Source organism: Leptospira interrogans (assembly GCF_900156205.1).
In the GTDB taxonomy this organism is placed as follows: Bacteria; Spirochaetota; Leptospiria; order Leptospirales; family Leptospiraceae; genus Leptospira; species Leptospira interrogans.
The window spans coordinates 1-23,698 of the sequence record NZ_FTNA01000042.1; the positions used below are offsets into that span (position 1 = coordinate 1).

The following is a 23,698-nucleotide window of genomic DNA, read 5'->3' on the forward strand; positions in this document are numbered from 1 at the left end:
ACAGATCTCATTCGTCATTAGACTTTGTGAGTCCTGTGCAATTTGAAGTAAATGCTGCGTAAAAATGTGTCCAATAATTCGTCACTAGGTTAGAAATTAAAGTATCTGAGTACTTAGAGCCTTTATAAACTGAGCTTATCTCGATAACAAGAAATGATAAAACTTCATCGCTAAAATTACAAAATGATTCACCTTTTCCTTTGGAAACTAGTTCATCTTTAGTATTATAGTATTTTTTTAATATAGAATCAGAAATTGTCAATGGTTGATAACTATTTTTATCACTCAATTCATATTCATAAGAATCCATATATCTAAAACAAGAATAGGAGGCAAAGCTCATTGCCGCTGGAGAGCAATCTAATGCTACGAACCCATAAATTTTAATTTTTTTAGGGCGGTTATTCTCCTTGTATAGCTTTTCATTTCTTCCAAACCCGTTCCAAATTTTGATAGGCTTCGTTATATCAATTCGAACAATAACAACTTCTCCAATTCCATCACCAGGGGCTCCTTCTGACCAAGCTGTTCTAGGATCCTTATCTATTAGCGAAGACGGTGAATATTGACAGCTCCATTTTACATATTCCGGATTTAGCAATTTCGGATTACCTTCACCTTGACTGAAGCCTTTATATTTTTGCGGAGATTTAGTATCAGCTTTTAAAATTGAGGATGCCCAGCTGTTATAGTAATTTGGATAATCTTCAGAAACCGGTTCATACAATTCTAATTTCTCAGAATTTTTTATTAAAAACTCCGAATATACAGTTCCATATTTTGGCCTACCAATTAATGATAAGCCAGAATAACACCGACTCGCATCATATTCCTGGGACTCGATATTCATTACCATTAAGAGTAATATTAGCAATATAATTTTCTTCAAGGTTTGCCTCGATTATTTTTTTAATATCTGTAAATTGGTCACATTGTCGCCTAACGAAAGAGTCTCTTCGACGTTGCGTCCGCGAACGAGGAAGCGAAGTTAGCCGCTGTAGCAAAATAAATTCGAACTCTATGCTGCATTTTTCTTACCAAAAAAATAACCAATCAAAGTTCCAAAAAGAATACCAATCGTGGGTGTGAATTTGTCATTTATCGCTAAACAGATCGATGATACGACAATGGTAACGAATACAATTGTTTGCTGGATGATCAGATATGTTCTTTGCTTATGATGATTCCCTACATTAATCTTAGCCATTTCGACATTCTTATCTAAGGTTGATTTTTTAATTTCTTCAAATAAAGAAATAATTCTTGTCGCAACTTCGTGGCCTGGTTGAGAAGTCAGATAATCTATTAATGAGTTATATTCGATTTCTTCGAGATTTTTACTTTCGTTTTCCATTTAATAAATCCCTAAAATGTTCCTTAATTTTTGATTCGGCATCCTGATCTCGATAATTTTCAAGCCATTCCCACCATTGAAACTGAGGAAATGATTTGCTATTGGTTAAGATTCTTCGTTCTTTATTCTCTTTAATTACTTTCTGTTCAGAAAATTCGAAGTAATCAATCTTAGCCACTTTGTCCGGGATCAAATCCTTACCTAAATATAGACAGTATAACAGATTCCAATCGGGAGAATCTGTATTTATCTGAGCCCCTTTTCCATTCTTTGACCAAGTAGTTATCGTTTTAACTGATATTTTCTCCTTAGTCGAATTATTTTCTAAATCATATAATGAATTTCTTTTCCCCGAAATAATAACATCTTCACCGACACTTTTCAAATACCAAAGAATATAGTATTCTCCTACATCGCCAATGTGATTGTCATTACCGCTTATTATTTTCAGGTTAGCCAATTCGGCAAAACCAGCTCGTGCTTTGTAAAGATTGCGAACTGCAGAAATAAATATTATATCTTCTTTCAAATTGTTATTCCTTGGCGATGGCGTCTACTAAAATCATCGAACGTCATATAAAATACATTAAAATAACCGAATATACGAATATACGAATATCATAAAGACGCGTTATTCCATCAATCCAAATAAGCGTAAAAAACAGAATATAACGTATTAGTTTTATTTCCATATTATAATCTCTTAAAAATCAAGATTTCAGAAGTTTGAAGTATGTTGACTTTATAAATAGATGAATGTCTTTGAAAACTTGAAGTTCATATTATAAGAAACGTGTCTCAAAATTCAAAATGTAGGAACTACTGCGAAAATTGAACGAGATTCAAACCGATTGAAAATGTCGGATGTGACGGTTTTGTAGGAACTCTTACATGGATAAAATTGCTAAGAGATAAAATCTGTAGGAGCCTACTACAATTTTTTTTAGGTTTTGGACACATTCTAAATATTTTAGGATCATTAAATGGGTAGGTTATAACATAATGGCTTTATAATTCCTAGAAAAATGAAAAAAGTCGCCTTCCTAGAAAATCGTTAGTTAATATAGTTATGGCAAAAATATTACAAATCAAAAGAAATTGTTAGGTGAAATATAGCTAACAAAGGATTACGATTTGCGAATAAAAGAACCGGGGAATATTAAATGAAATGTTATGTGTGGTTTATTTCTTTATTAAAAGTTAGGCGTTATCAATACAAAGCGATTGAGTCTATGACACTCAGAGTCCCACTCCCTGAATGCCTCTGTCGGCATTGGGAGTTTTACGGGTTATTTGACTATTACATTCTGTAAGTTTTCAAATTTAACTTAGGATTCAAATTTCCTCGGAAACGTTTTTCTTCTTTTTATTTCCTTTAGTTTCATTGTGAGGGATCAGAATTTTTCTAGCAATTTCCCAGGTTTGAATTTGACCGCTGCTACTTGAGATTTGGCCGGGAGTGGAAGTATTTCCCGCTCTGGTTCCAGGCATATACTGTATGGAAGTTACAATACCAGAATCAGCTAGTATGATTACATCGGCTCCTTGTTCTCTTGCTTTTTCTTTAACATATTCGATACAATGATTTAGTTGTCCACAACGAACTTCTACGATTCCAATTTGTTCTACTTGATAATCCGGGACCGCTCTCATAATCACATCAATAGGTTCTGTTTCGGCAAGAGGCGGATAACTTCTTCCGGTAATCGTAAGACTTCCCATTGCACAATCTGTTAAACCAAATACGGTTAAACAATTTATAACAAATATTTTTCCAAAGTTAAGACGGTAAGTTATCATTTAAAAAGTGGGTTCTCCTTTATGAATTTGGATCGTTTTTTAAAAAGCTGTTATAGGTCAAATCAATTTTATAATTTAATTGCAAAATTAGGAATATAGATTTTTTGTTTTTTAAAAATTTTAACTGAACATGCATTTGGTTTAAAGGACCTATGATTCTAAAAAAAATCGAAATCTGAAAATATAGATCGATTTCTCAAATGTGGGAACTACAACAAACCACGATTTACGAACAAATTCTAAAATTGTAAGAACTACTACTTTTAGAAAAGCCTTTCTCATTTTCTTACGCAGAGAATTTACGTTACTGCAAAACCAAAAGGGTAGGGAGTTGGAATAATCAGTAAAATGGTATTTACATTGATGCTTTAAAAATGTATTAGTGGGCTTATGGTATTTTGGGCAAATCGCCAACAGAAATTCATTATTTCTTAAAATGTGAAAATTTAATATTCATATTCGAAAATTATTAAAAACTTAAAGAGTAAAAAAGAAGTTGTATTTGAAATTAAATAATTGATCATTAAATTATTCTAAAGCACGATGATAGTAAAATTACATAATAAGTTAATAAATTATGAGTAGAATCCAGAATATTGAGACTAATTTAACTTCTATAAATGATGCCGCATTTCAGGAGCTTTGTGACAGGTTAATCTACTTTAAATACAAGAATCCATCAGCATTTGCAAGAATAGGAAGTGTTACCGGGAAACAAAAAACTAAAAAGGGAACTCCAGATTCTTTTCTTTTAATGTCAGATGGAGAGTATATTTTCACAGAAATCACTACAAATATTTCTGATAAAGATAAACTGTTAAAAGATATCATTGCGTGTTTTGACTATAAGAAAACCAATATAAGTTCAGATAAAGTTAAAGAAATTAATTTATTTTTTAATTTCAACATAGATAACGCCTATATAGAAAAATTGAAGAGTGTTGCTACATCTTTTAATCCAAAAACTGAAATAATATTTTGGTCTCTTAATTTATTGACCTCCGTATTATCGACAAATCATCATGATCTTGTTTCGGATTATTTAGGACTTTCATATGACACAGGACAAATTGTTTCGATCGAAAAATTTATTTCAGAATATAATCGATCATCTCACGGTATCGCAACTCCTTTAGATAATGAATTTGTTCAACGAAGACAAGAAATGGATGAGTTGAAAAGAAAAATAGCAGAAAAAGATTTCATTATAGTAACGGGGGCTGCCGGAGTTGGAAAAACAAAATTAGTATTGGAATCTATCCGCGAATTTATACAAGAAAACAAAACATACAAATCATACTGCATATCATATAAATATGATTCAATTTTAAACGATATTTATCAGTATGTAAGCGACGGAGATGATTATATCTTGTTTGCAGATGATGCCAATAGAATAGATCATTTCAATCAGCTCATCGCATATTACCAATCCAAACAATTTGGTAAGCTCAAAATTCTTATAACAGCGCGTGATTATGCATATTCAGATTTATATTTAAACTGTCCTGCAGAATTAACGGAAGTCATAAAATTGAAAAAGTTATCAGATAATCAATTAATTGATATTGTGAAGGGGGAGCCATTCGGAATAACAAATCCAAATTATCAAGATGTTATAACTAGGATCTCGGATGGAAACCCAAGGTTGGCGGTCATGCTTTCTCGTTTAGCAGTTGAAAAGCAAGACATAGCTGTTTTGTCTGATGTTTCAAATTTGTTTGAAACATATTTTAATACATTTATTAAGGATCAGAAAGAGTTAGCAAACCCGATTAATATAAAATCACTTGGGGTGATATCTTTCTTTAACGCTATTAACATTAGAAATAAGGAAAGGCTTCTTGAAATTCTTAAAAATTTTGATATTCCCTACGAAGATTTTTTGGAAGCAGTCCAAAAATTAAATAGTTTCGAGGTAGTTGGGATAAACTACGACTATGTAAAGATTTCTGAACAAAATTTATCTACATTCTTTTTCTATTTAGCATTTATCAAAAATAAACAGCTCTCTTTCGGTACTCTTTTGACTCATTATTATGCTGACTATATGAGTAGGTTTTCTGATTGTATTATCCCGGCAAATAATACTTTCGGATCGGAGAAAGTAATGGATGTCGTCCTACCCGATTTGAAAAAGCATTTTGATACAATCTATGATGATAGCGAAAGGTCCTATAAATTTTTATCAATATTTTGGTTCTATTTACGAAGTGAAACTTTGGAATATTTATATAATGAAATTAATACATATTCTGAACATGAAAGTATTAACACGAAAAGAATGATATTAGAAAAAAAATCAACACTATCTGGCAAGGACCAGACATTGGAATTGCTTGGAAAGTTTTATGTTGGATGCCCTGAATTGAAAGATGCGATCGAATTATCATTCGAATATATAGAAAAATGTCCTTTTCTCACGCATAAGCTTATCTCTCAATTCAAAGAATTAATTAATTTTGAAGCAAAAGATCAACACAATAACTTTCGAAGGCAGACGATACTGTTAAAAACTTTAATTGATAAAATAGAAAAAGGCAGTTGTTCGTGTTTACAGGTATTCCATGGAATTGCTAAATTATTTCTAAAATTTAAATTTCAATATGTAAATGGTTATAAGGATCGAACTATTCATTTTCATACTTATACAATTCCTTTGTCGAAAAAAATTAAAGATATTCGAAAAATGATATGGGATACGTTGGATCTTTATTTTTTAGAAAATCAAGATGAATGTTTTCAAGTATTAAAAGATTATTCGGCGGTTGGGGGAGAAATATCAAAGGAAATTTTAGAATACGATTTATTATTTATTTTTAACATAATAGATAATCATTTAAAGAATGAGTTCTTTGAACATTGTCTTTATGTTCAGAAACTAATTAGATGGTTGCAAAGACATAATATTCAGTCTTCAAAATTTGAACGTTATCGGAACGATTTTATAAATCCAATGTATGACTTGTTCACTAAGGTTAATATGTATGGCTATGGGCATAAGGAAGATTATGAATTTGATGATTATGGCGAATTTTTAAGACTCAAAGAATTAGAAATTAGATCTGCGTATATTTTTAAAGATCAAGCGGATATGGATAGTTTTCATTCAATGTTTACAGATATAGTAAATGTTCATAAGCCAGAAACAATTCATTTGGAATCTTTAGATTTCATACTTGAAGAAAACTTCAAAAGGGATTATAACATCGGATTTAAGTTTTTAGAACTTTTAGCGAAAAGAAATGATAAGCTATTGTTTATTCCAACTAGGTCTTTAAAACAAATTTTAGTCATTGAAGAGAATGTTTGTTTAGTATGGGAACTGATTGAAAAGATTTCATTTAGAAGTAAACCCTTGTGGAAGATATCTTTCTTTACGGAAATAGATAGCGCTTTAATTAAAAATGAACATATCGATATGATTCTCGAAATTTTCAGAGAAATTGAAAATTTAAAGTTCATGTCTTTGGATTGGGCTGAGAGATATCTTAACTTCGATTATGAGCTTTATGATAAAATACTTACAATAGTAACGGAGAGGAACCGAGAGCCGAATGTTAAAATCGGTTTACAGATTCATTATTTTGAGAAAACTTTCAAGATGCTAAGTAAGAACATGCCATTAATTCAAGAAGCGTATTTGCAGCAGGTTAAGATTGATAGTCATTTCGACTATAACAAGAACGGATTATTCCGAATTATAGAAATGAATCCAGGTTTTTTAAAAGATTATTTCGATTACTTTTATTTTTCAGATGATATTGAATTTACTGAAAGAAAGGCCGACTGGGGTTTTATTTGGGAGATTGAGGGAATGGGACCAGTGTTTTCAGAGATTTTCAAGCGTATTACTGAGAAAAATGTATTCTCAGGTTTTTCTAGTCATTTTCTGAATAATTTTTTTAGTAATTTAAAAGAAGATAAAAAAGCTAAAGCAAATGAATTTCTTTTTGAGTTATTGAAAGCAAATTATAAGGATATTAGGATTGTTAATCTTATTGTCAACATTGCAAGGTATGCTAGAAAAGAAATTTATGAAAATATTCTATTATTGTATATTTCTTTAAATCAAGCCCCCGATGTTTTTGGTAAAATATGGTGGAGAGGAAACGGAGGAGAGTATAACGGTGGCGACATTTCAGGCGAAATTGAAGCAAATGATTGGAAGAAAATATTATCAATCATTGAAAGATCAGAACATGGTACAAATCTAATTCCAATAAAAAAAGTTATTAAAGACAGAATATATTCATGTTTAAGGTTTGCTGAAAGTGAAAAGACTAATTTATTTTTAGATAGATGACAGATTAAAATTTATCAAAAAATAAGTATTTATTTAAAGTTTTATATTAATGAATTGTAATAGTTAGAACTTGATTTTACACTCCTAAGAAAGGATAATTAAAAACAAGGTTAGACTTTTGAAGTAGGTGTTTTATATTGAATGCCAAAGCTATGTTCCCTATGGCTTTTTTTAACTTAAAATGCTCTTAATTTTTATGACTGTTAGAAGATAATGAATAGCTTTCAGCACTAGTAGAAAAACTTGAATATTCCGTCTTCTGAGTTTTTGAAACTGTCTTGTACTTGCCCAGCTATGACATTTTCTCACTGATCCCAAAAGGTCCAGATGTCGTTCAGTCGATTTGCATTATAATCGAACCCACCTAACATCCAAATCTTTCCATTGAAGACAGTGGATGCTGAAGTATCTCTTGGTGTCCATAGCGGCGTTATTTTTTCCCATTGGATACCATCAGAAGATTGAAAAATATAGTTTTGAACAGCGGTATTACTAAATCCGTTGATTACCCACATCTTGTTATTAAAAACGACAGCATTGTGTGAGGAGAGACCTGAGACTGAGAAATTAGCATTTGAAGTAACTCTTGACCATGTAACTCCATCTGGACTAGACCAAACATCTTGATATTTACCAATGGCTGTGCCTCCGAAACCTCCGATCAGCCAGAGTTTATTATTATAAACAAGAACTTTATGTGCATCTCTTGGTTCCCATCCTGCATTTGCAGTTGCCTGTGTCCAAGTGATTCCATCGCTACTATACCATACGTCGTTTAACATGGGTCCATTCGAAGATCGACCTCCGAAAATCCAAATTTTATTATTAAAAGTGGCAGTAGCAAAGAATGTTCTCGCAGCCCAACCTCCATTCGTAGTTACTTGTGTCCATGTAATACCATCCGTGCTATTCCAAACATCGTTACGGCCGACGTAAACGGAGGATCCAGTATCTTCTGATCCTCCTAAGACCCACATCTTTCCGTTGAAAACTTCCCCGGAAAAATTAGTTCTTTTACCCCAAGCTGCATTTAAAGTTTTTGTAGACCATGTTAAACCGTCGTTAGATGAGTAAACGTCTTTTGTTACTCCCGATGAACTTCCACCTAATATCCAAAGAGTATTATTATAGTTTAACAATACGTGATCTCTTCGTGCAGACCAAGAAGAAGTATCTGCAACTTTCGTATCGGAGAATCCGATTCCAGAAAACATTATTGTATAAGGATTTTCATCGCAATCGTCGTTTGGAATCGAGATCGTTGAAGTTTTCAGACCGACACTAGAGAATCTTTTAATGAGATTGAAAAAGGTAGCCGTTGAACTGATAATCGAGTTTGAAGGTTGAAGAATGCCATAGTTGTTGGTGTCTCCACCTAACGTGATGGAAGGAGATCCGCTTAGAATTAGATTTCCTGAACCTGTGTTTTCAATTTTAAAGGAAAGGTTAAAATTTCCTGAATTGATGCGAGTATACCCCACGTATTGATTATTGCCAGATGCAACCGTATTTGAATTGAAAGAAAGATTAATTTCAGGATTGGTTTCTAATGCCGTAAGATTGAACGCGAATCCACTATTGGAGCTATCATTATTTTGTATTAAGAATCCTGCATTCCTTGTACCAGGCCGGATGGGGTAAAACGTATTTTAAAATCCGTCTCCGATTCCGGGGTTAGAATTGTGGTCGGTAGTTGAGAGATACTGAAAAGGTTCGCATTGGTTCCAGAAATTTGTATGATAGGTGCACCGGTTAAATTCAAATCTGCCGTTCCATAATTTTTAATTTTAAATGAGTAATCTTTTCCAGAGGAACAAGTGCTGAGGCCGCCGATGTCAATTGAATTGCCGGACTGAAGAATGTCTTGACCCATAGTAATCATAATGGAAGGAGCTGGAGTCAATTGTGCCGTTCCTTGCAATGAGAAATTAAAATTTTTGTTTTTCTGATCATTACTAGAAATAAATAGAAAGACTGCTTTGTTACCATAGGTAGTCGGTGCAAGAGCAATCGAGAAAGAAGAATTTGCGGAAGGTTTGATTTTTTTAACAAATGTAGAAGTATTCATAGAGAATTGACTTGTGTCACCATTTGATAAGAAGACGGAATTGATTTCTAGATCCGTAGTGCCACTATTGAAAACTTCTATGTTTAAGGACGTTCCATGGGTATTGATGACTGCACTAGGAATCGTTACTGTATTGCCTTCTGAGATTAAAGATGAATTTATTTTGACAACAAGATTTGGTGACTCTGTAGGTTTCACTGGGTTTGTCGGTCCATTTGCTTGATTGAAAGAATTCAAAGCGAATAAGCCAAGAAGGTTGCTAGAATCGCCTGAACTGGGAGCTTTACATGTAATTAAAAATAAGAATGTTAGAAAAAAAAGTTTCGAATGAATTTGTAATGTTTTAGACTGCTTCACGGAGCCAGAATTATTTTTGATTTCCTTGAGTCAAGGGAATCAAAGAAAGATATGTGAATAGTCTTTAATTTATAAGTGATTTCTTTTTCACTTTTGTTTTCATATGTTCTTAAAAATATCTCAATTTAAGTTTTGTATGGCTCAATTTTATATCACATTTATTCTTACAAAAACATAGTCTAACGCGTTTTATATTGCCGTCTTTTCGAGAAAAGGCTCTATTTTTTCGTCAATATAATGTGTATAGCTCTTCTCAAATAAACGATGCATTCCTCATCTATAGAATATTAAACTCACAGTTTCAGTGTTCAAAACCAAAAAAATTAAACAAAGACCAAACGAAACAAAAATAAACGCATTCTTAGTTATAACATGAATTTAAATAAGAATCAAAGACGTGAAAAACATATTCGATTTTGTGCAACTTAAAAACAAAAAAACTTTAGTATCCATAACGAACGTTTGGCGATTCTCGAATAGAATCAAAAAATATGATATATTTTTGGTAAGAGTATCACAAAAAAACCATTTTTTTCGAAATGCTGTAGCCACAATAGACCTCATTTTTTTCATAGTCGAAAAGAAACTTTTGAAAAACGACGTTATCAACTTTAACAAAACAAAATGAAGGCATAACAAACGTAAGATGAACAAAGAACGAATGTATGGCTGATGAAAGACGTAATAGATCAAAAGTGAAAATAAAGAGGTGAAAAAATGATAAACGTTCTAAGGAAAATACATCTAAGTATATTCCATATTATAATATTCTTAACCATACCATTTCTTGCAACGTGTAGTTTGTTTGAGAAGGATCAGAACACGATGGAAAACGTGGATCTAGCAGGAGCGATTTGGTTGGCCGCAGAACCTGTAAAAACTCAGGTAAACAACGAAGGAATACCGGTAAAACCAGGAAACTCTGGAGCTGGAGGAGCGGGTTCCACACCAGTAACACCCGTAGACGCAATCTTTAACCTACCTCCAGGTAGGACCGTAAATGCAAATGCTTTGATGGGAACGATCGATCCCACGGGAACGAATATAGTAAACGACTTTGACGGAGACGGGATCTTAAATCAGAACGAAACACTGACTAACGTATGGATAGCGGATTATCCACAGATAGAAACAACGATCGCACCTCCTGTCACTTTAAAGATACAGATCTTAAAAAATTCAAGTAACCAAAGTGATCAGATCGTAAGTGAGATCAACTCAAACGACTTTGAAGCCTCTAAAAACGAAGGATCTGAAAAAATACACCAGAACGAGTTAAATGAAAGAACCGTACAGTTTCAAGATTCATTTAGTACGGAAACAGAAATGGGACAGTCTCATGAAAAAAGTATGTCCGCGGGAATGACCGCCGGTTTTGGAATGGGACTTGTATCCACTGGGATGAACTACAGCAACAGTAGTCGAGACAGTTGGAACGCAAAAAATGCTACATCCGCAACTACAACCAAATGGGCGGATAGACCTTTTAAAAACAACATAGATAGAGACGCTTGGAATTTAAAATCGGATTCATCCACAAACAAAGCTAGAAAGTATCGATCCGATAAATCTACAAAGATTAACGAAACGTCTACGGTAGAACCAAACGCGGGAGTAGTCAGAGCCGCTTTGTATATCAAAAATTTGTCAGTCAACATGCCGGTCAAAATATCAAACATACTCTGTTCTTTGATGTTTGAAACACCTGGAGGAGAACTGGTTCCCATGTCTTCTTTTAGACTGAGAAACGACGACTATAGTCTTTTTGAAGTGGAAGTATATGGAGGATCTGATTTTGGACCGTATGTAGTAGAATTAACAAATTTGAATACAGCGGAAGTAGAAAAGGCGATCGCAGCCGGATATACACCCAAGATCATGATCGTGGACTATACCATGACTCACGTAGCGGATTCTAATTACAAATCATCTCTACTCAGTTTTACCGGAAACAATCTAAAGATCATAGAAGAAAACGCAAAAGGAAGAACCGCACTCGTAAAAGTGTATGGACCAGGAGTCAGAGAAATGTATCGTGTGACCGCATTTGATACACCGAACGTATCCAATCCGTGTAACACAAAAACGGCGGACGTATTTTCTCCCGGGATCAGTTTAAAAAAAGCTTTAGAAAGAATTTCTTGTTCCGGGGACAATATTACATTTAAGGATTATGTAATAGATTTGTCTGAATCGGCTCCTAAGTTAGGAGAGTCCAGAGTTTACTTAAAAGGAATCCAATCGTTTGGAGGAGTGAGTACCAACATTCCTTGTGAGGATGAAACTAGTACTGGATCGGATGGTGTGAGTAGAACCGCTTGTGTTCAAAAACCATATAGCCAATGGACAGAATCAGAAAAAATGAATTCTGGAGTTTGGGCGATTTATTCCAAAGGAAAATTTTATTCTCCAACCGAATACTGGACCGACTCTGGAAGTGTTCGTAGATTTGATCCTTGGAGAGGTGTAGTTGCGGCTCCAATTTTAAAAGGTGTGGATTCTATCATCTGGGCGGGTGATAGCTACGACTTAGTTTACATTTCTTTTAAGGACTTTATCAAAGTAGAACAAAAGTTTGGAACCAATCCTTTAGAAACCGGAAACGGTTATCCTCTCAATACAAAATGGGATCTTAAAACTCTCGGAAATCATCCTTATTATCCGGATACAAATTCACTTTATTTGGGTGAAGTAGGTTTTGGAGAAAGGGTAGAACTAAAAATTAAGTTGGACAAGACGAAATACCTTTCGCCTAACTTTGGTACTGCGGTGGACACGGGTCCTTATCAGTATTTTACAAACTTTACTTACAACCCTCAAGTTTCTTCGGATCGTTACAATATCAATCAAGCGGCCGATTTTGAGATCAGTCTTGGATTTGGTGGAAACCGGACGGATTGGTTTCATGTAGTTAAGGATTTGAGTTCAAGTGATCCTTGCAAACTAAAAAACTGTGGAACGACTCTGGACTTTATCAGTCAGACGTATACACTTTGTGTTCAACTTCCAACACTCAGTACTAGCGTAGATCCTGCGATTAGTTTAGTAAAATTGTATATTCGACCTTCTTTGAATAGTGCGTATCGTAAAACGATCTGGCCTTTACACTTTTCTCAGGTTCGTAAATTAAAAGGAGAAGCGGGGGTTCCGATTGTAAAGGGTACAAGTCTTGTGAAGGTGGCGAACTCTTACGGTTCTGTAAACGTAGGTGACAACTTTTTTATCCAAGGAGATTCTACAAACTACAAAGTAGTTCAGGTTTTACCGGTTGCACAGGACGGTTCTTTTGACGTTCAGTTAGATCGTCTGATTCAAATAGACGCTCCAAAAACAACTTCTATGTATGTGCCTGGAACTTTGACTTCTCCGGATGTCAGGCTTTCCATGGATACAGGGTTTACAACCGACTGGAACAACTTTGTGAATTCTTCTTTTAACTCTACCTCTTTTGATCAGATTCAATACAAACCTTTTGTTTCGAGCGGGAACGTGAGTTGTTCTTCGATTCCATTTCATCCCGGTTCTTGTTTGGGTTTTACTCCAGAGTTAAACTCTCTTAACTGGATGGGAATCTACAACGAAGGTGTGGCTCTTTGGAATTCCTGGGCGGACGGTGGAGACTTTAGCAATTTCTTGTATTCTGGTTTGGTTCGTTTGACGGCTCCGAGTGGTAAGTCGTATCGTCTGGAAAGTACAAACACAGATTTTCCGATTAGCGCGGATGTAAACGCTCCGAGTTTAGATCATCCATCTGTAGTGAACCACGGGGACGTTGCTTTGACTGTTTGGAAACAAGGCACGACTCTGATTGGAAGATACAATCAGATTAGTACAGGTCAAGCGCTCGGAAATCCGTTTAACATCAATTCGGCGGCTTCTACTGGAAGTTATATCGTCAAAGCAAAGAATGGGAAAGCGGTGATTGTATGGGATAACGGGGACAATCTCTACGTATCGGTGAGGGATCTGACTAACTTATCAACGATTGTAAGTGAAGCTCTGATTGCAAATCGTCCTCAAATGGTTTTTATGCCTGGAGCAGGTTATGTTCCTTTTTACTATTCATATGATGTAGCTATTGGAAATGACCGGGCCGCGATCGTTTGGAATCATTTTGTGGGTTCGGCAACTTTAATGTCTAGTAGTTATCCAAATGGTTTTCCTGCAGGTGGAGCAATGGGCTTTCCAAATATTGAAAGTTACTGTGCGAGTATGTGGGGTGGATATGGGTCTTGTTATTATGTAGAAACAAAAACATATCAAGCCAATGCTCGAATTTTACGTTTAGACACAGGTGCATTTCAAGGAGGGAATATTACCATTTGGAGTTTTGTGGGAAATCAAAATTTAATCGGTTATCCTTATTTTTACATTCCTACTTATCAAATCGACATTGCAGCAAATGCAAATGACAACAATCACCTTGTGTATGCTTGGAATGTTCGACTACCATCCGGTGGCGATTCTCATACCGTTTACAGTTCGGTATACAACCTGACTACAGGAACTAAAATCGGTTCCGATCAAACTCTAATCAGCGAAGCCACAAGACCTGTAGATACGTTGCAAGTAGCAGCTGCTACGGGAAGAGGAATGGTGCTTTGGAGAAGAAACGACGGAGTAATTTTAGGAAGAGGGATCGATACTTCCAATTCTAATTTATTAGGAACTTCGAATATTGAAATCGAATCGGGAAGTGTGGATTCACTGAAACTTACCTCCTCTGGAGATAGAGGACTTCTGACATATAGAAAGAATAATGGTAAGGACATCTTTTTAAAAGTTTTAGATCTACAAGCAGGACAGTTGTTGTATCCGAATGGATTGTTATTGTCTCAGGGACAGATGACCGCAGATTACAGAAACATGAGTTTTTCAGGTTCCATCTTATCAGGAAATAAGATTTTAACTACTTGGGATCTAGTGCTCGGAACAAGGCGTACTATCTGGGGAAGGGTCAGCGACATATCCACATTTACGGTAGATGGTCCAAAAGAGTTTCAGATTAGTACCACCAACGAAGGAGTTCAATACAGGGGAACTGCTGTTGTAGACAACGGGTTTGGACTTGTGACTTGGCTTTCTCAGGACAAAACACAACAAAGAATACGAGGTTACAAAGTAGATCTTGCTAATCCAGGCTCGTTGAAATACGGACTGAATAACTTCTTTGTGTCTCCTTTGATCGAAAGGGATTATACCATCCGAGCTAAGATCAAGTATTAAAGAACCATCAAGGAAAGCAAATCGGTAAGACTCTTTGTCGCTACTCTTGCTTTCCTTCAAAAAACGGTTGTGGATCGGTATTTAAGAGTATTAGAAAATACTGATCCACAATATTATTCTCTAAAGTTTAAAAGCTACTTTTGTAGTTTTTAACAAAAAACGAAAAGAAAAAGCAAACAAGATGAACGAAGAAAAAACAAATAGAAAGACAGAGAAAAAACAGCACGCGCTTGCAAAAAAGGCTTCGCCTCAAAAGAAAGGAGGAAGTTTCTTTTTCCATTCTTTAGAAATATTTTTAAAACCATATTGCACTCATACATTCAAATATATCAATATACTACTGTTCTTTTGTTTTTTGTTTACTACAACTACGTGTGGAATTTTACCTGGAAAAAAAGGAAAGTCCAATAACTGGTGGGCTTTACTCGGAATCCCGAACGGAGCGAGTTTTCCCTCGTCTGGAAGTGGGGTAGGTGGTAGTCCTGGTTCTGGAAACGGATCCCCTGGATCAGCACCCGCACCGGAAGGAAGTGATCTATTCTCCATATCGACTAACTACGCACAAGCGATAGACGATCCCGAAACAAAAGCAGAACCGGTCGCTGGAGCTTCTTTTGTAGCATCCCCGGAACCAAATCACTACGGAAATATCAGCCTAACATATCCCATCCAAACACCTGCGGGAAGAGCAGGAGTAGAACCTAAGCTCAGTCTTTCGTATTCTTCTACAGGAGGAGATGGATGGTTAGGAATAGGATGGAGTCTAGGACTTGGAAGTATAACAAGAACCCCAGAATACGGAGCGCTTTACTACGACACAAGAGACAGTTTTAGCTGGAACGGAACAAGACTTGTCAAAGTGAGCGGAAACAATACAAACGAAAACGGAGTCTACCGAGCAGAAATTACAAGTGAAGACTTCCTAATATTCAAACTTTCTCAAATAGAAAGTGGGGGAGTCTGGGAAGTATTGGATGCTTCCGGAACTAAAACCATCTACGGAGAAAGTTTAGAAAGTAGGATCTACAATCCTGCGCTTTCAAACCAAACGTATAGCTGGTATTTGACAAAAACAGAAGACAAAAACGGAAACTATCTACAGGCAAATTACGATAATTCGGAATATTCAAAAAATAGAAATCTCTATTTAAAAGAAATACGATATACAGGGAACTCTAAAAGTGGGCTATCCGCCAAACAATACGTAAGGTTTGTTACAAAACAAAGAGAAGATTTTTACGTTTCTAATACACCTGGTTTCCTCATGAAAATGGACAGAATCCTTGAAAGAATCGAAGTAGGTTGGGACGGGGGAGGAAAATTGTATGAGTATATACCGGAATACGAAATTTCTACGGATTCGGGAAGACCTAGAATTAAAAATATACAATCGAGTAAACACACAACCAAACCAGAGTTTTTTTATCAAACTTCCAGCAGACTACTTACCTGGCAGAATATAGTCAATCAAACCTCCAGTGAGTTAGAAGACAATCCGGAAGCGACCCAATACTTTGAAGGAGACTTTAACGGGGATGGGATTTCTGATTTACTCTTTTTTAATCCGAAGTCAGGGAATTGGAAGGCCGCCGAAGGAAGAAAAGAAGGCGGGTATAACTTCAAACTGTATGCAAACCGTTATCAAGGATACGGAAATGACGAAAAGATAAAATTCTTCAAAGGAAACGTAAGTGGAGACTACAACGCAGACGGAAGAAGCGATATTGCATTTTACTTACCCGAAACCAGAGACTTTGTAGTAGCAGAACACGACGGAAGAGTTCTGCAGTTTAAAAGTTATGGAAGACTGATGAATTCCGTTCCCGATATTTTTAGAATGGAATGGTTCCCAGGAGACTATGACGGAAACGGACTGAGTGATAGTGTTCTTTTTGACGAACCTACGGGTCAGTGGACTTTGATGCTCAATAAAGGGGGAAGTTTTGAGTTTTTAAGGTTTAGTAAAAAGTTTCAAAACGTATTCAGAAATGATTATACACCAGATTCTAATTTAGATAGTTCGAATACAAATGATTTGACAAAACCAGGAAAGGATCACGACAAAGTAAACTTTCTTGTAGGAGACTACAACGGAGACGGAAGAACGGACATTTCTTTGTATGACTCTAGATCGGGAAAGTGGTTTGTGGGTGAAAATCATCGTAATCCAAACAAAAATGATTCCGTAACCTTCCAAATGCAGTGGAAACTCTACAAAGTCTTTACAGCACCCGAACAGTCGTTATTTGGACACGACCGGTTTAGTGGTGATTTTAACGGAGATGGTTTTTCAGATTTTCTCATATTTGATCGAAGTAATGGAGAATGGACATTAGGCGAAACAGGGGATGGAACGATCAACTTTAAGATTTGGTCTAGAACTCCTCAGTTTAAAACAGTAACTCGTTGGCTCCAAGGTGATTTTAACGGAGACGGAAGAACAGACATAGGGTTTTACTCTGCAAGTGACGGAAAGTTTTGGATTGGAGAAGCGACACAAAGCGGATTTAGATACAAAATCTATAGCGATCTAAGCTATGGACCTGATCCGGACAGAATCCTCAAAACTCCTCTTCCTAAAGACGAGGTAAAAATAGAATCGGGTAAAACGAGTTTAAGTGTATCGAGCAATACAAAGACGATTTTACTTTCTTACAAATATGACGGAAATCTAAACTCTGGAAAAGGAGAACTTGTATTTGGGGGATGTTTTACTCAGGATGATTGTTCTTCTTCTCCTGAACTTTTGATCTTTGACAGAAAGGCAAACGTATGGGATCTAAAACGGGGAAATAACTTTACAGAAAGAGTCAATACTTCTTTGAACCCGGAAGCTTCTGGGATTACCACCCTTTTGGGTGGAAAACCGGACCGTTATACAAACAATTTAAAAGACGAAGTCCTATTTTACAAAAAACAGGGAACTACCAATCAGTTTTTTAGTTTTAAAAATACAAACGGAACTACATTCGATATTTTGAATTTAGCTACCTTTACGGATACGGACGTATCTAAGTTTGATCCGTTAAATAGCGGTTATGCGGTAGATCATTTTGAAAACAATACTTCTCAGTCGGTTCTCATCTTGGATGATCAGACTTCCAGTGGAAACGCAAGATTTGTTCTGAGTGGTCTAGGTGGAACCAAAGTTTTAACTCCCAGTGGGGATCTTACCCCGACCGATTTAAATGATTTTTTTCAAGCGGGGACAAACGAGAATCGCCAGAGAAGAAAAGAATTTAGTTTTTTTTCAGGCAAGTTTACCACAACACAAGCACAACTTGTAATCGTAGATAGAAGGACTACCACACACAAATGGTATTTAGGAACGATTTCTTCTAACGCCATCCAGTTTAAACGTTTAACGGGGGAGTTTGTACTTCCGATTACTACCACGGACTACAATTCAAAAAACCCGGCGGGGATCGTATATGCTCTTACGAACACGGGCGAGATCGTGTTTGGGAAAAATTTAGACAACGGAACTTCATTTACCAAAGTTAAAATCAATTCTACGAATATTCAAAAAAACGTATATAATGCGGGTATGATCGGTTTTAGTGACCAGTTTGACAATGGCGGAAACCCGATTGTGGTCTCGGGTGGGGAAGACAAAATTTACGATCTTACACAGAGTAGGATCGTTTCTTTGCCGGCGAGTGTAGTTACAAAAAATTTAGACAGACCTGACTTAATCGCGCAAGTCTATGTATTTCGTTGGATCCAAGGAGACTATAACGGGGATGGACTGACAGACATTGGGATCTTTCACTTAAAAGAACCAACTTGGTATTTTGCACTTTCGACTGGAAGTATTCCCGATATCATCGAAAGGGTCAAAAACGGGATTGGAGGTATTTATGATTTTGAATATACCAATTCTACGAAGTTTGACAATACAGGGGAAGACGATATCCCAGACCTGCCTACAAACTATCGTGTCTGCACAAAAGTTACGTTAGACGATGGATTTTCCAACGTCATCACAAAAGATTTTGAATACAAAAACGGATTTGCATTCTCTACATTTTTAAATGGCAAAAAAGAATCTGACTATTTTGGGTTTAGTGAGTTTACCGTTCACGAAGCCTACGGAGAAAAAACGATACATCTGTATCATACTACACCTTACGCCGATTATATGATGAACCGCGCGCTTTCCGGAGCAGAAAAAGAAACCCGTATTGTAGGAAATGACAATAACGACTACGGAACCATCCAGACAACACACGATGTAAAACCAATTGTCAGTGCACCGGGTGTGACCAGTTACCTTCCTGTTACGACCAAAATCGAAAAGTATTTAAGCGGTCAAAGAACTACGACACAAACCTACGACGTGGTGATCAACGGAACGAAGATCAGTCGGAAGACCGAGTCCACAACGGATCATTTTAGTGATACTGTGCACGGTGTTACGACCACAACTTCCATCACCGATTTTGAAACCGATGATACTACCAACCAAAGAAGGGCGACTCGAAGTGTGGGTTTGAGTGGTAGTTCCCACGAGATTACGTCCCTACTTTCGTATGACACAAGAGGAAATCTAATCAAACGTGCGAGTTCCTATACTGGAAGTGGGCTTTCTCCTGTGGGAACTCATACAACTGAGTATGAATATGACAATCACGGGAATCAGACAACTGAAAGAGACACAAGTTCTAGTCCTGCGCGTGGGAACTCTTACGTGTATGACAATGAGCTTCAACAGTTTGTAACCCAAGAGACAAAATGGGGGGGAAGTATTACACTAACAACCACACATCAAATGGGATATGGAAGCGCGTTTGGAGTTCCGACCACAACCACGGATCCAAATGGAAACAAAAGCTATTTTGAATATGACAATTTTGGAAGACTGACAAAAACGAGTTCTGACACGGATGTGGGAACTCTCACAACCGCCAGTTACAGCTATGATTCCAGTTTTCCACTGAGTGCAAAGACAACGTTTGTGACGGGAACGGGAGATCCGGACTTTGTGTCCCGTACCTACACAGACGGAATGGGTCGTAACATCTACACGGTCAAATCAGCGTCTAACGGTAATTTTGCGATTACGGGAAGGCTTGTGTATGATGGAACCGGAAAACTCGTCCGTAAAGGACAATCGAGCTGGGCGAGTTCCGGAGAAATTGACCGGTTTGTATTGCACTTAGAAGAAAGAAATCCAACTTCTTTTGAATACGATCCGATTGGAAGAATCAAAAAAACGATTCTACCACTTGCCCAAGGGGAAACTTCTCCTGTGGTCGTAACTACAGCCTACAACAGTGCGTTTGAAACGACAGAAACTCACAGTACTGGAACAAGCAAGCGCACTGTTAAAAATGCGAGTGGGGAAGTATTGTATGTAGAAGACTTTGCCAGTGACGGAACAGGGGCCAAGATCGGATTTTGTTACGACATCGCCGGGAACCGAACAAAGAAAAGTGATTTAAATGACTCAAGTTTGATGAGTTGCCCCAATCCAAGCGCGGGAGTTCCCACAAAAGACGTTTCCGAAAGAAACCAGACCTATTGGAGTTACGACGCATTTGGAAAGTTAAAAGCTCAAAGTGATCCTGACTTAGGAGTAAGTTCCTACAACTACAATGCGTTTGGGGATTTAACTTCGACCACAAACGCAAAAGGGGTGACTACGACTTTCACGTATGACGGTGTCGGTAGAATCCTGACTAAAAATATCCCAGAAGGGAATATTCAATATACGTATGATTCTTTTTCGGGGAGTGAAAACGCATTAGGAAGACTGGTACGGATTGAAGACTCCAGCCAAAACAAAACCTTTAGTTACGACAAATTAGGTCGTGTTAAAAAAGAAACGAGAGTGATTTTAGCGACTACAGAAGGAAATCCTCTTCCTTCTGAAACCGCCGGACCGTATATTACAGAAACTAGATATGATCTTTTAGGTCGTGTGACTCGTATCGACTATCCAGAACATCCGATTTCTCACGGAAGAATGCGTGCTTGTTACAACTACGGAACCGCCGGGTATATCTCTGGGATTTCTGTTCAAGTCAATACAAACGGAATCTTTCCGGGATATTGTAACAAGGACATCGTTGAAAACATTACCTACAACGAGTTTGGTCAGACGTCGAGTCTTACGCTTGGAAACGGAATTACAACCAGTTACGGATATGACGTAAAGGGGAGAATGGTTCGTCTCAATTCTTCTGGGGATGTGGGTGGAAGTAACAAGGTTTTACAAGACGTCTTATATACATTTAATCCGAACAACAACATTACGAATGTTGCAAATACAACCACCGACTTCAATACTCAATACGTTTATGACTACGATGGTCTGGGTCGTCTTACATCGGCTAACGGATCGTATATTGAACCTTTTAATTCCAACTTTACACAGAGATTTCAGCAGTCTTTTGTTTATGCGAAGAATGGGAATTTATCTTCTAAGAGATTTCACGATCCTCTGAGTGGTTCTGTTCAAGACGTTTGGAGTTATCAATACACAAACCATCAAGTGACGAATATTGATTCTTCTAAATCGGGTGCGGATGCTCTTACGATGTCGTATGACGCCAATGGGAACTTAACTCGTCAAAGAGACAACGTTAAAGATCTTACCAAACGGATCAGTATTGATTCTCAAGACAGGATTACTCAGATTCAGGATGGGAACAATGCAATCCTCGGTAGTTACTGGTATGACGAGAGTGGTTTTCGGATCCGAAAGTCTTCTTTAGAACCGAAAAACAATGTTTTTTCTAACGTTGAGATTTTGTATCCGAGTAAGTTCTTTGGCCTTGAGTTTATCGAATCCGAAAACGTGATCTCTTCGGTTAACAATGTTTATCTGAATGGGGTTCGTATTGCTGCGTTAAACGAAGCGGGTGCTCTTGCTTATTACCTAACCGATCAGGTAGATTCCGTCTCAACTGTGTTAGACGATGAGGGGAACACTCTTTCTTTGATGCAGTATCTTCCTTATGGTGATACGTTTGTGCAACGGGGGGATTTGAACTTTTCTCCTAAGTTTAATTCGCAAGAATTAGACAGAGAGTCTGGGTTTTATTTTTTCAATGCGAGATACTATGATCCGGGGATTGCGAGGTTTACCAGTGCGGATACTTTAATTGACGGTGAGTTTGATACGCAAGGTTGGAATCGTTTCTCGTATGTGAAAGGAAATCCGATTGGGGCGAAAGATCCGACGGGGCATGAAGCGAATGGTGGTATTGGGATTATGATGAATTCCCAATGCAAAGGCAATGCAGGTTGTAACTCCGCTGGTTTGAATGCCGTTTCAGAAGGTGCTAAAAAAGCTGTCGTTGGCACCGCCGTTGTCGGCGCTACCGCTGCAACTGGTTATGCTGCTGCGGCTGAAGTTGGTTCCGCTGCTCTTCCATCTGCTATTTATTTAAGTAGTAGACTAGGTAGTTCTAATATTACAAATTCTTTATTAAATAGGCTCCCTCAATCGCAAAGTGCAGTTGCAAATTCTGTAAATGCTACGAAAGAAGCGTCTAAATATGGTAAAATTGTTCCAACGAAGGACTTGGCTATGATCGAAGATAAAGGTCTTCCAAAAAGAGGATGGCCTACAATTGGTAAACTAGAAGATCTAAAAAAAGTGAATTTGAATAATCCTAAAGAAATTTCTTCTACATTATACAATAAAGAACTTCAAAAAAATCCATATTATACGGATCGATTTAAAGGTGGAGCTACTTTGTTAGAGTTAACAATTCCTAAAAATACAACGGTAAGAGCAGCTGGTATAACGAACAAAGGTCCATACGGAATTCCTCAATATAAAGTTGATGGAGCAATTCCAAAAGAAAATATAAATTACGACGGGAAAACGAAATGAATTCTGTTAATTTTGAAAAAACGATTTTGGAGCTTCGGAAAATAGCAAAAAGAAATACTCGAGATAAATCTAAGAAACAATTTGATGAAGAACTATTTGAAGGCCAGTTTTTTAACTACATTAAAGAAAAAAAAATAGATTCAAATTCTTTATATAATATTGCATCTTCGTTGATGCAAGGGAAAGATAACTTTGATAAAGATATGGCGATTTTTATTATAAGCTTCTCTGATTTTCCTCAAAATTTAATTTCCAATTTTTTAGAAAAAAATTTAACATCAATGAACGAAGAACAAACTAGTTCAGGAATGTTTTTAATCAATAAATATCAATTAAAAGATTTATATTATCCACTTGTTAATCACCTCAAGCTCAATTTATTTTTCAATTCTGAAAGTTTCAAAGAACGTTTAACGTATAGCGGCATTCTTTTTGATAAAGAAGAAGGTTACAAAGAATTTCAAAAAGCATTGGAAAAAGATTTATTAGATGAAAATAAAGATTATGAAAGTATTTTAAAATATACAGGAAATATCTTATCATCATTTTTATTTAACAAAAATTATGAAAAAATTCAAGCTATTTTCCAACGTTATAGCGACCAAAAAACAAAAGATTTTTTAGAACAGCAGGCTTTCCTAGCGGTGAAACGATGGAATGCAGGCTTTAAAGAAAAATTCATGATTAAAAAAGCGATTATCATAGCGCAAATTAAAAATCTTGTTAAACTGACCTGAGTCT

The 23,698-nt window shown here is 36.5% G+C and carries 11 protein-coding genes; 5 read left to right on the forward strand and 6 right to left on the reverse strand.

Annotation, left to right across the window (positions count from 1 at the left end; all coding sequences use genetic code 11):
* Positions 1 to 7 precede the first annotated feature (7 nt).
* The 4 genes from BW942_RS19760 to BW942_RS19775 form a co-directional block, all read right to left on the reverse strand.
* Entirely contained in the window at positions 8 to 889 is an 882-nt protein-coding gene (locus BW942_RS19760; protein ID WP_000720596.1) for an NADase-type glycan-binding domain-containing protein, read from the reverse strand.
* A 129-nt stretch (positions 890 to 1,018) separates the two neighbouring features.
* A complete protein-coding gene (locus BW942_RS19765; protein ID WP_000426853.1) occupies positions 1,019 to 1,354 on the reverse strand; it encodes a hypothetical protein in 336 nt (111 codons plus the stop codon).
* On the reverse strand, positions 1,338 to 1,883 hold the full coding sequence (locus BW942_RS19770) for a hypothetical protein (RefSeq protein ID WP_000656664.1): 546 nt from the start codon (positions 1,881 to 1,883) through the stop codon (positions 1,338 to 1,340). The genes BW942_RS19765 and BW942_RS19770 overlap by 17 nt, the downstream gene beginning before the upstream one ends.
* An 806-nt stretch (positions 1,884 to 2,689) precedes the next feature.
* Positions 2,690 to 3,154 carry an LA_1841 family salt-regulated protein gene (locus BW942_RS19775; protein WP_000634193.1) on the reverse strand — a complete coding sequence of 155 codons (465 nt, stop codon included), beginning with the start codon at positions 3,152 to 3,154 and terminating at the stop codon, positions 2,690 to 2,692.
* A 577-nt stretch (positions 3,155 to 3,731) separates the two neighbouring features.
* Between BW942_RS19775 and BW942_RS19780 the strand changes: the two genes are divergently transcribed.
* Positions 3,732 to 7,460 (forward strand): NACHT domain-containing protein, encoded by a 3,729-nt coding sequence (locus BW942_RS19780; RefSeq protein ID WP_000086952.1) that lies wholly within the window; start codon positions 3,732 to 3,734, stop codon positions 7,458 to 7,460.
* A gap of 305 nt (positions 7,461 to 7,765) precedes the next feature.
* On the opposite strand, the gene BW942_RS21260 is transcribed toward BW942_RS19780, so the two are convergent.
* Together BW942_RS21260 and BW942_RS21265 are read right to left on the reverse strand one after the other, a co-directional pair.
* Entirely contained in the window at positions 7,766 to 8,941 is a 1,176-nt protein-coding gene (locus BW942_RS21260; RefSeq protein ID WP_001981812.1) for a Kelch repeat-containing protein, read from the reverse strand.
* Between the two features lie 119 nt (positions 8,942 to 9,060).
* A complete protein-coding gene (locus BW942_RS21265) occupies positions 9,061 to 9,675 on the reverse strand; it encodes a choice-of-anchor D domain-containing protein (protein ID WP_223809855.1) in 615 nt (204 codons plus the stop codon).
* Positions 9,676 to 10,303: 628 nt separating this feature from the next.
* Here BW942_RS21265 and BW942_RS19790 point away from each other — a divergent pair.
* From BW942_RS19790 to BW942_RS19805, 4 genes are all read left to right on the forward strand, one after another.
* Positions 10,304 to 10,513: a hypothetical protein gene (locus tag BW942_RS19790; RefSeq protein ID WP_001176194.1), complete on the forward strand. Its 210-nt coding sequence runs from the start codon at positions 10,304 to 10,306 to the stop codon at positions 10,511 to 10,513.
* Positions 10,514 to 10,602: 89 nt separating this feature from the next.
* Positions 10,603 to 15,111 (forward strand): LIC12048 family lipoprotein, encoded by a 4,509-nt coding sequence (locus BW942_RS19795; RefSeq protein WP_232428246.1) that lies wholly within the window; start codon positions 10,603 to 10,605, stop codon positions 15,109 to 15,111.
* A gap of 181 nt (positions 15,112 to 15,292) precedes the next feature.
* Positions 15,293 to 22,957, forward strand: a complete 7,665-nt coding sequence (locus BW942_RS19800; protein WP_001001378.1) for a SpvB/TcaC N-terminal domain-containing protein — start codon at positions 15,293 to 15,295, stop codon at positions 22,955 to 22,957.
* Entirely contained in the window at positions 22,954 to 23,694 is a 741-nt protein-coding gene (locus BW942_RS19805; protein WP_001089660.1) for a hypothetical protein, read from the forward strand. The genes BW942_RS19800 and BW942_RS19805 overlap by 4 nt, the downstream gene beginning before the upstream one ends.
* Positions 23,695 to 23,698: the final 4 nt, after the last annotated feature.

Excerpts from the sequence above, each read along its gene's own strand:
- BW942_RS19795 (WP_232428246.1), top strand. The coding sequence starts at position 10,603 with ATGATAAACGTTCTAAGGAAAATACATCTAAGTATATTCCATATTATA.
- BW942_RS19780 (WP_000086952.1), top strand. The coding sequence starts at position 3,732 with ATGAGTAGAATCCAGAATATTGAGACTAATTTAACTTCTATAAATGAT.
- BW942_RS19775 (WP_000634193.1), bottom strand. The coding sequence starts at position 3,154 with ATGATAACTTACCGTCTTAACTTTGGAAAAATATTTGTTATAAATTGT.
- BW942_RS19800 (WP_001001378.1), top strand. The coding sequence starts at position 15,293 with ATGAACGAAGAAAAAACAAATAGAAAGACAGAGAAAAAACAGCACGCG.
- BW942_RS19805 (WP_001089660.1), top strand. The coding sequence starts at position 22,954 with ATGAATTCTGTTAATTTTGAAAAAACGATTTTGGAGCTTCGGAAAATA.
- BW942_RS19765 (WP_000426853.1), bottom strand. The coding sequence starts at position 1,354 with ATGGAAAACGAAAGTAAAAATCTCGAAGAAATCGAATATAACTCATTA.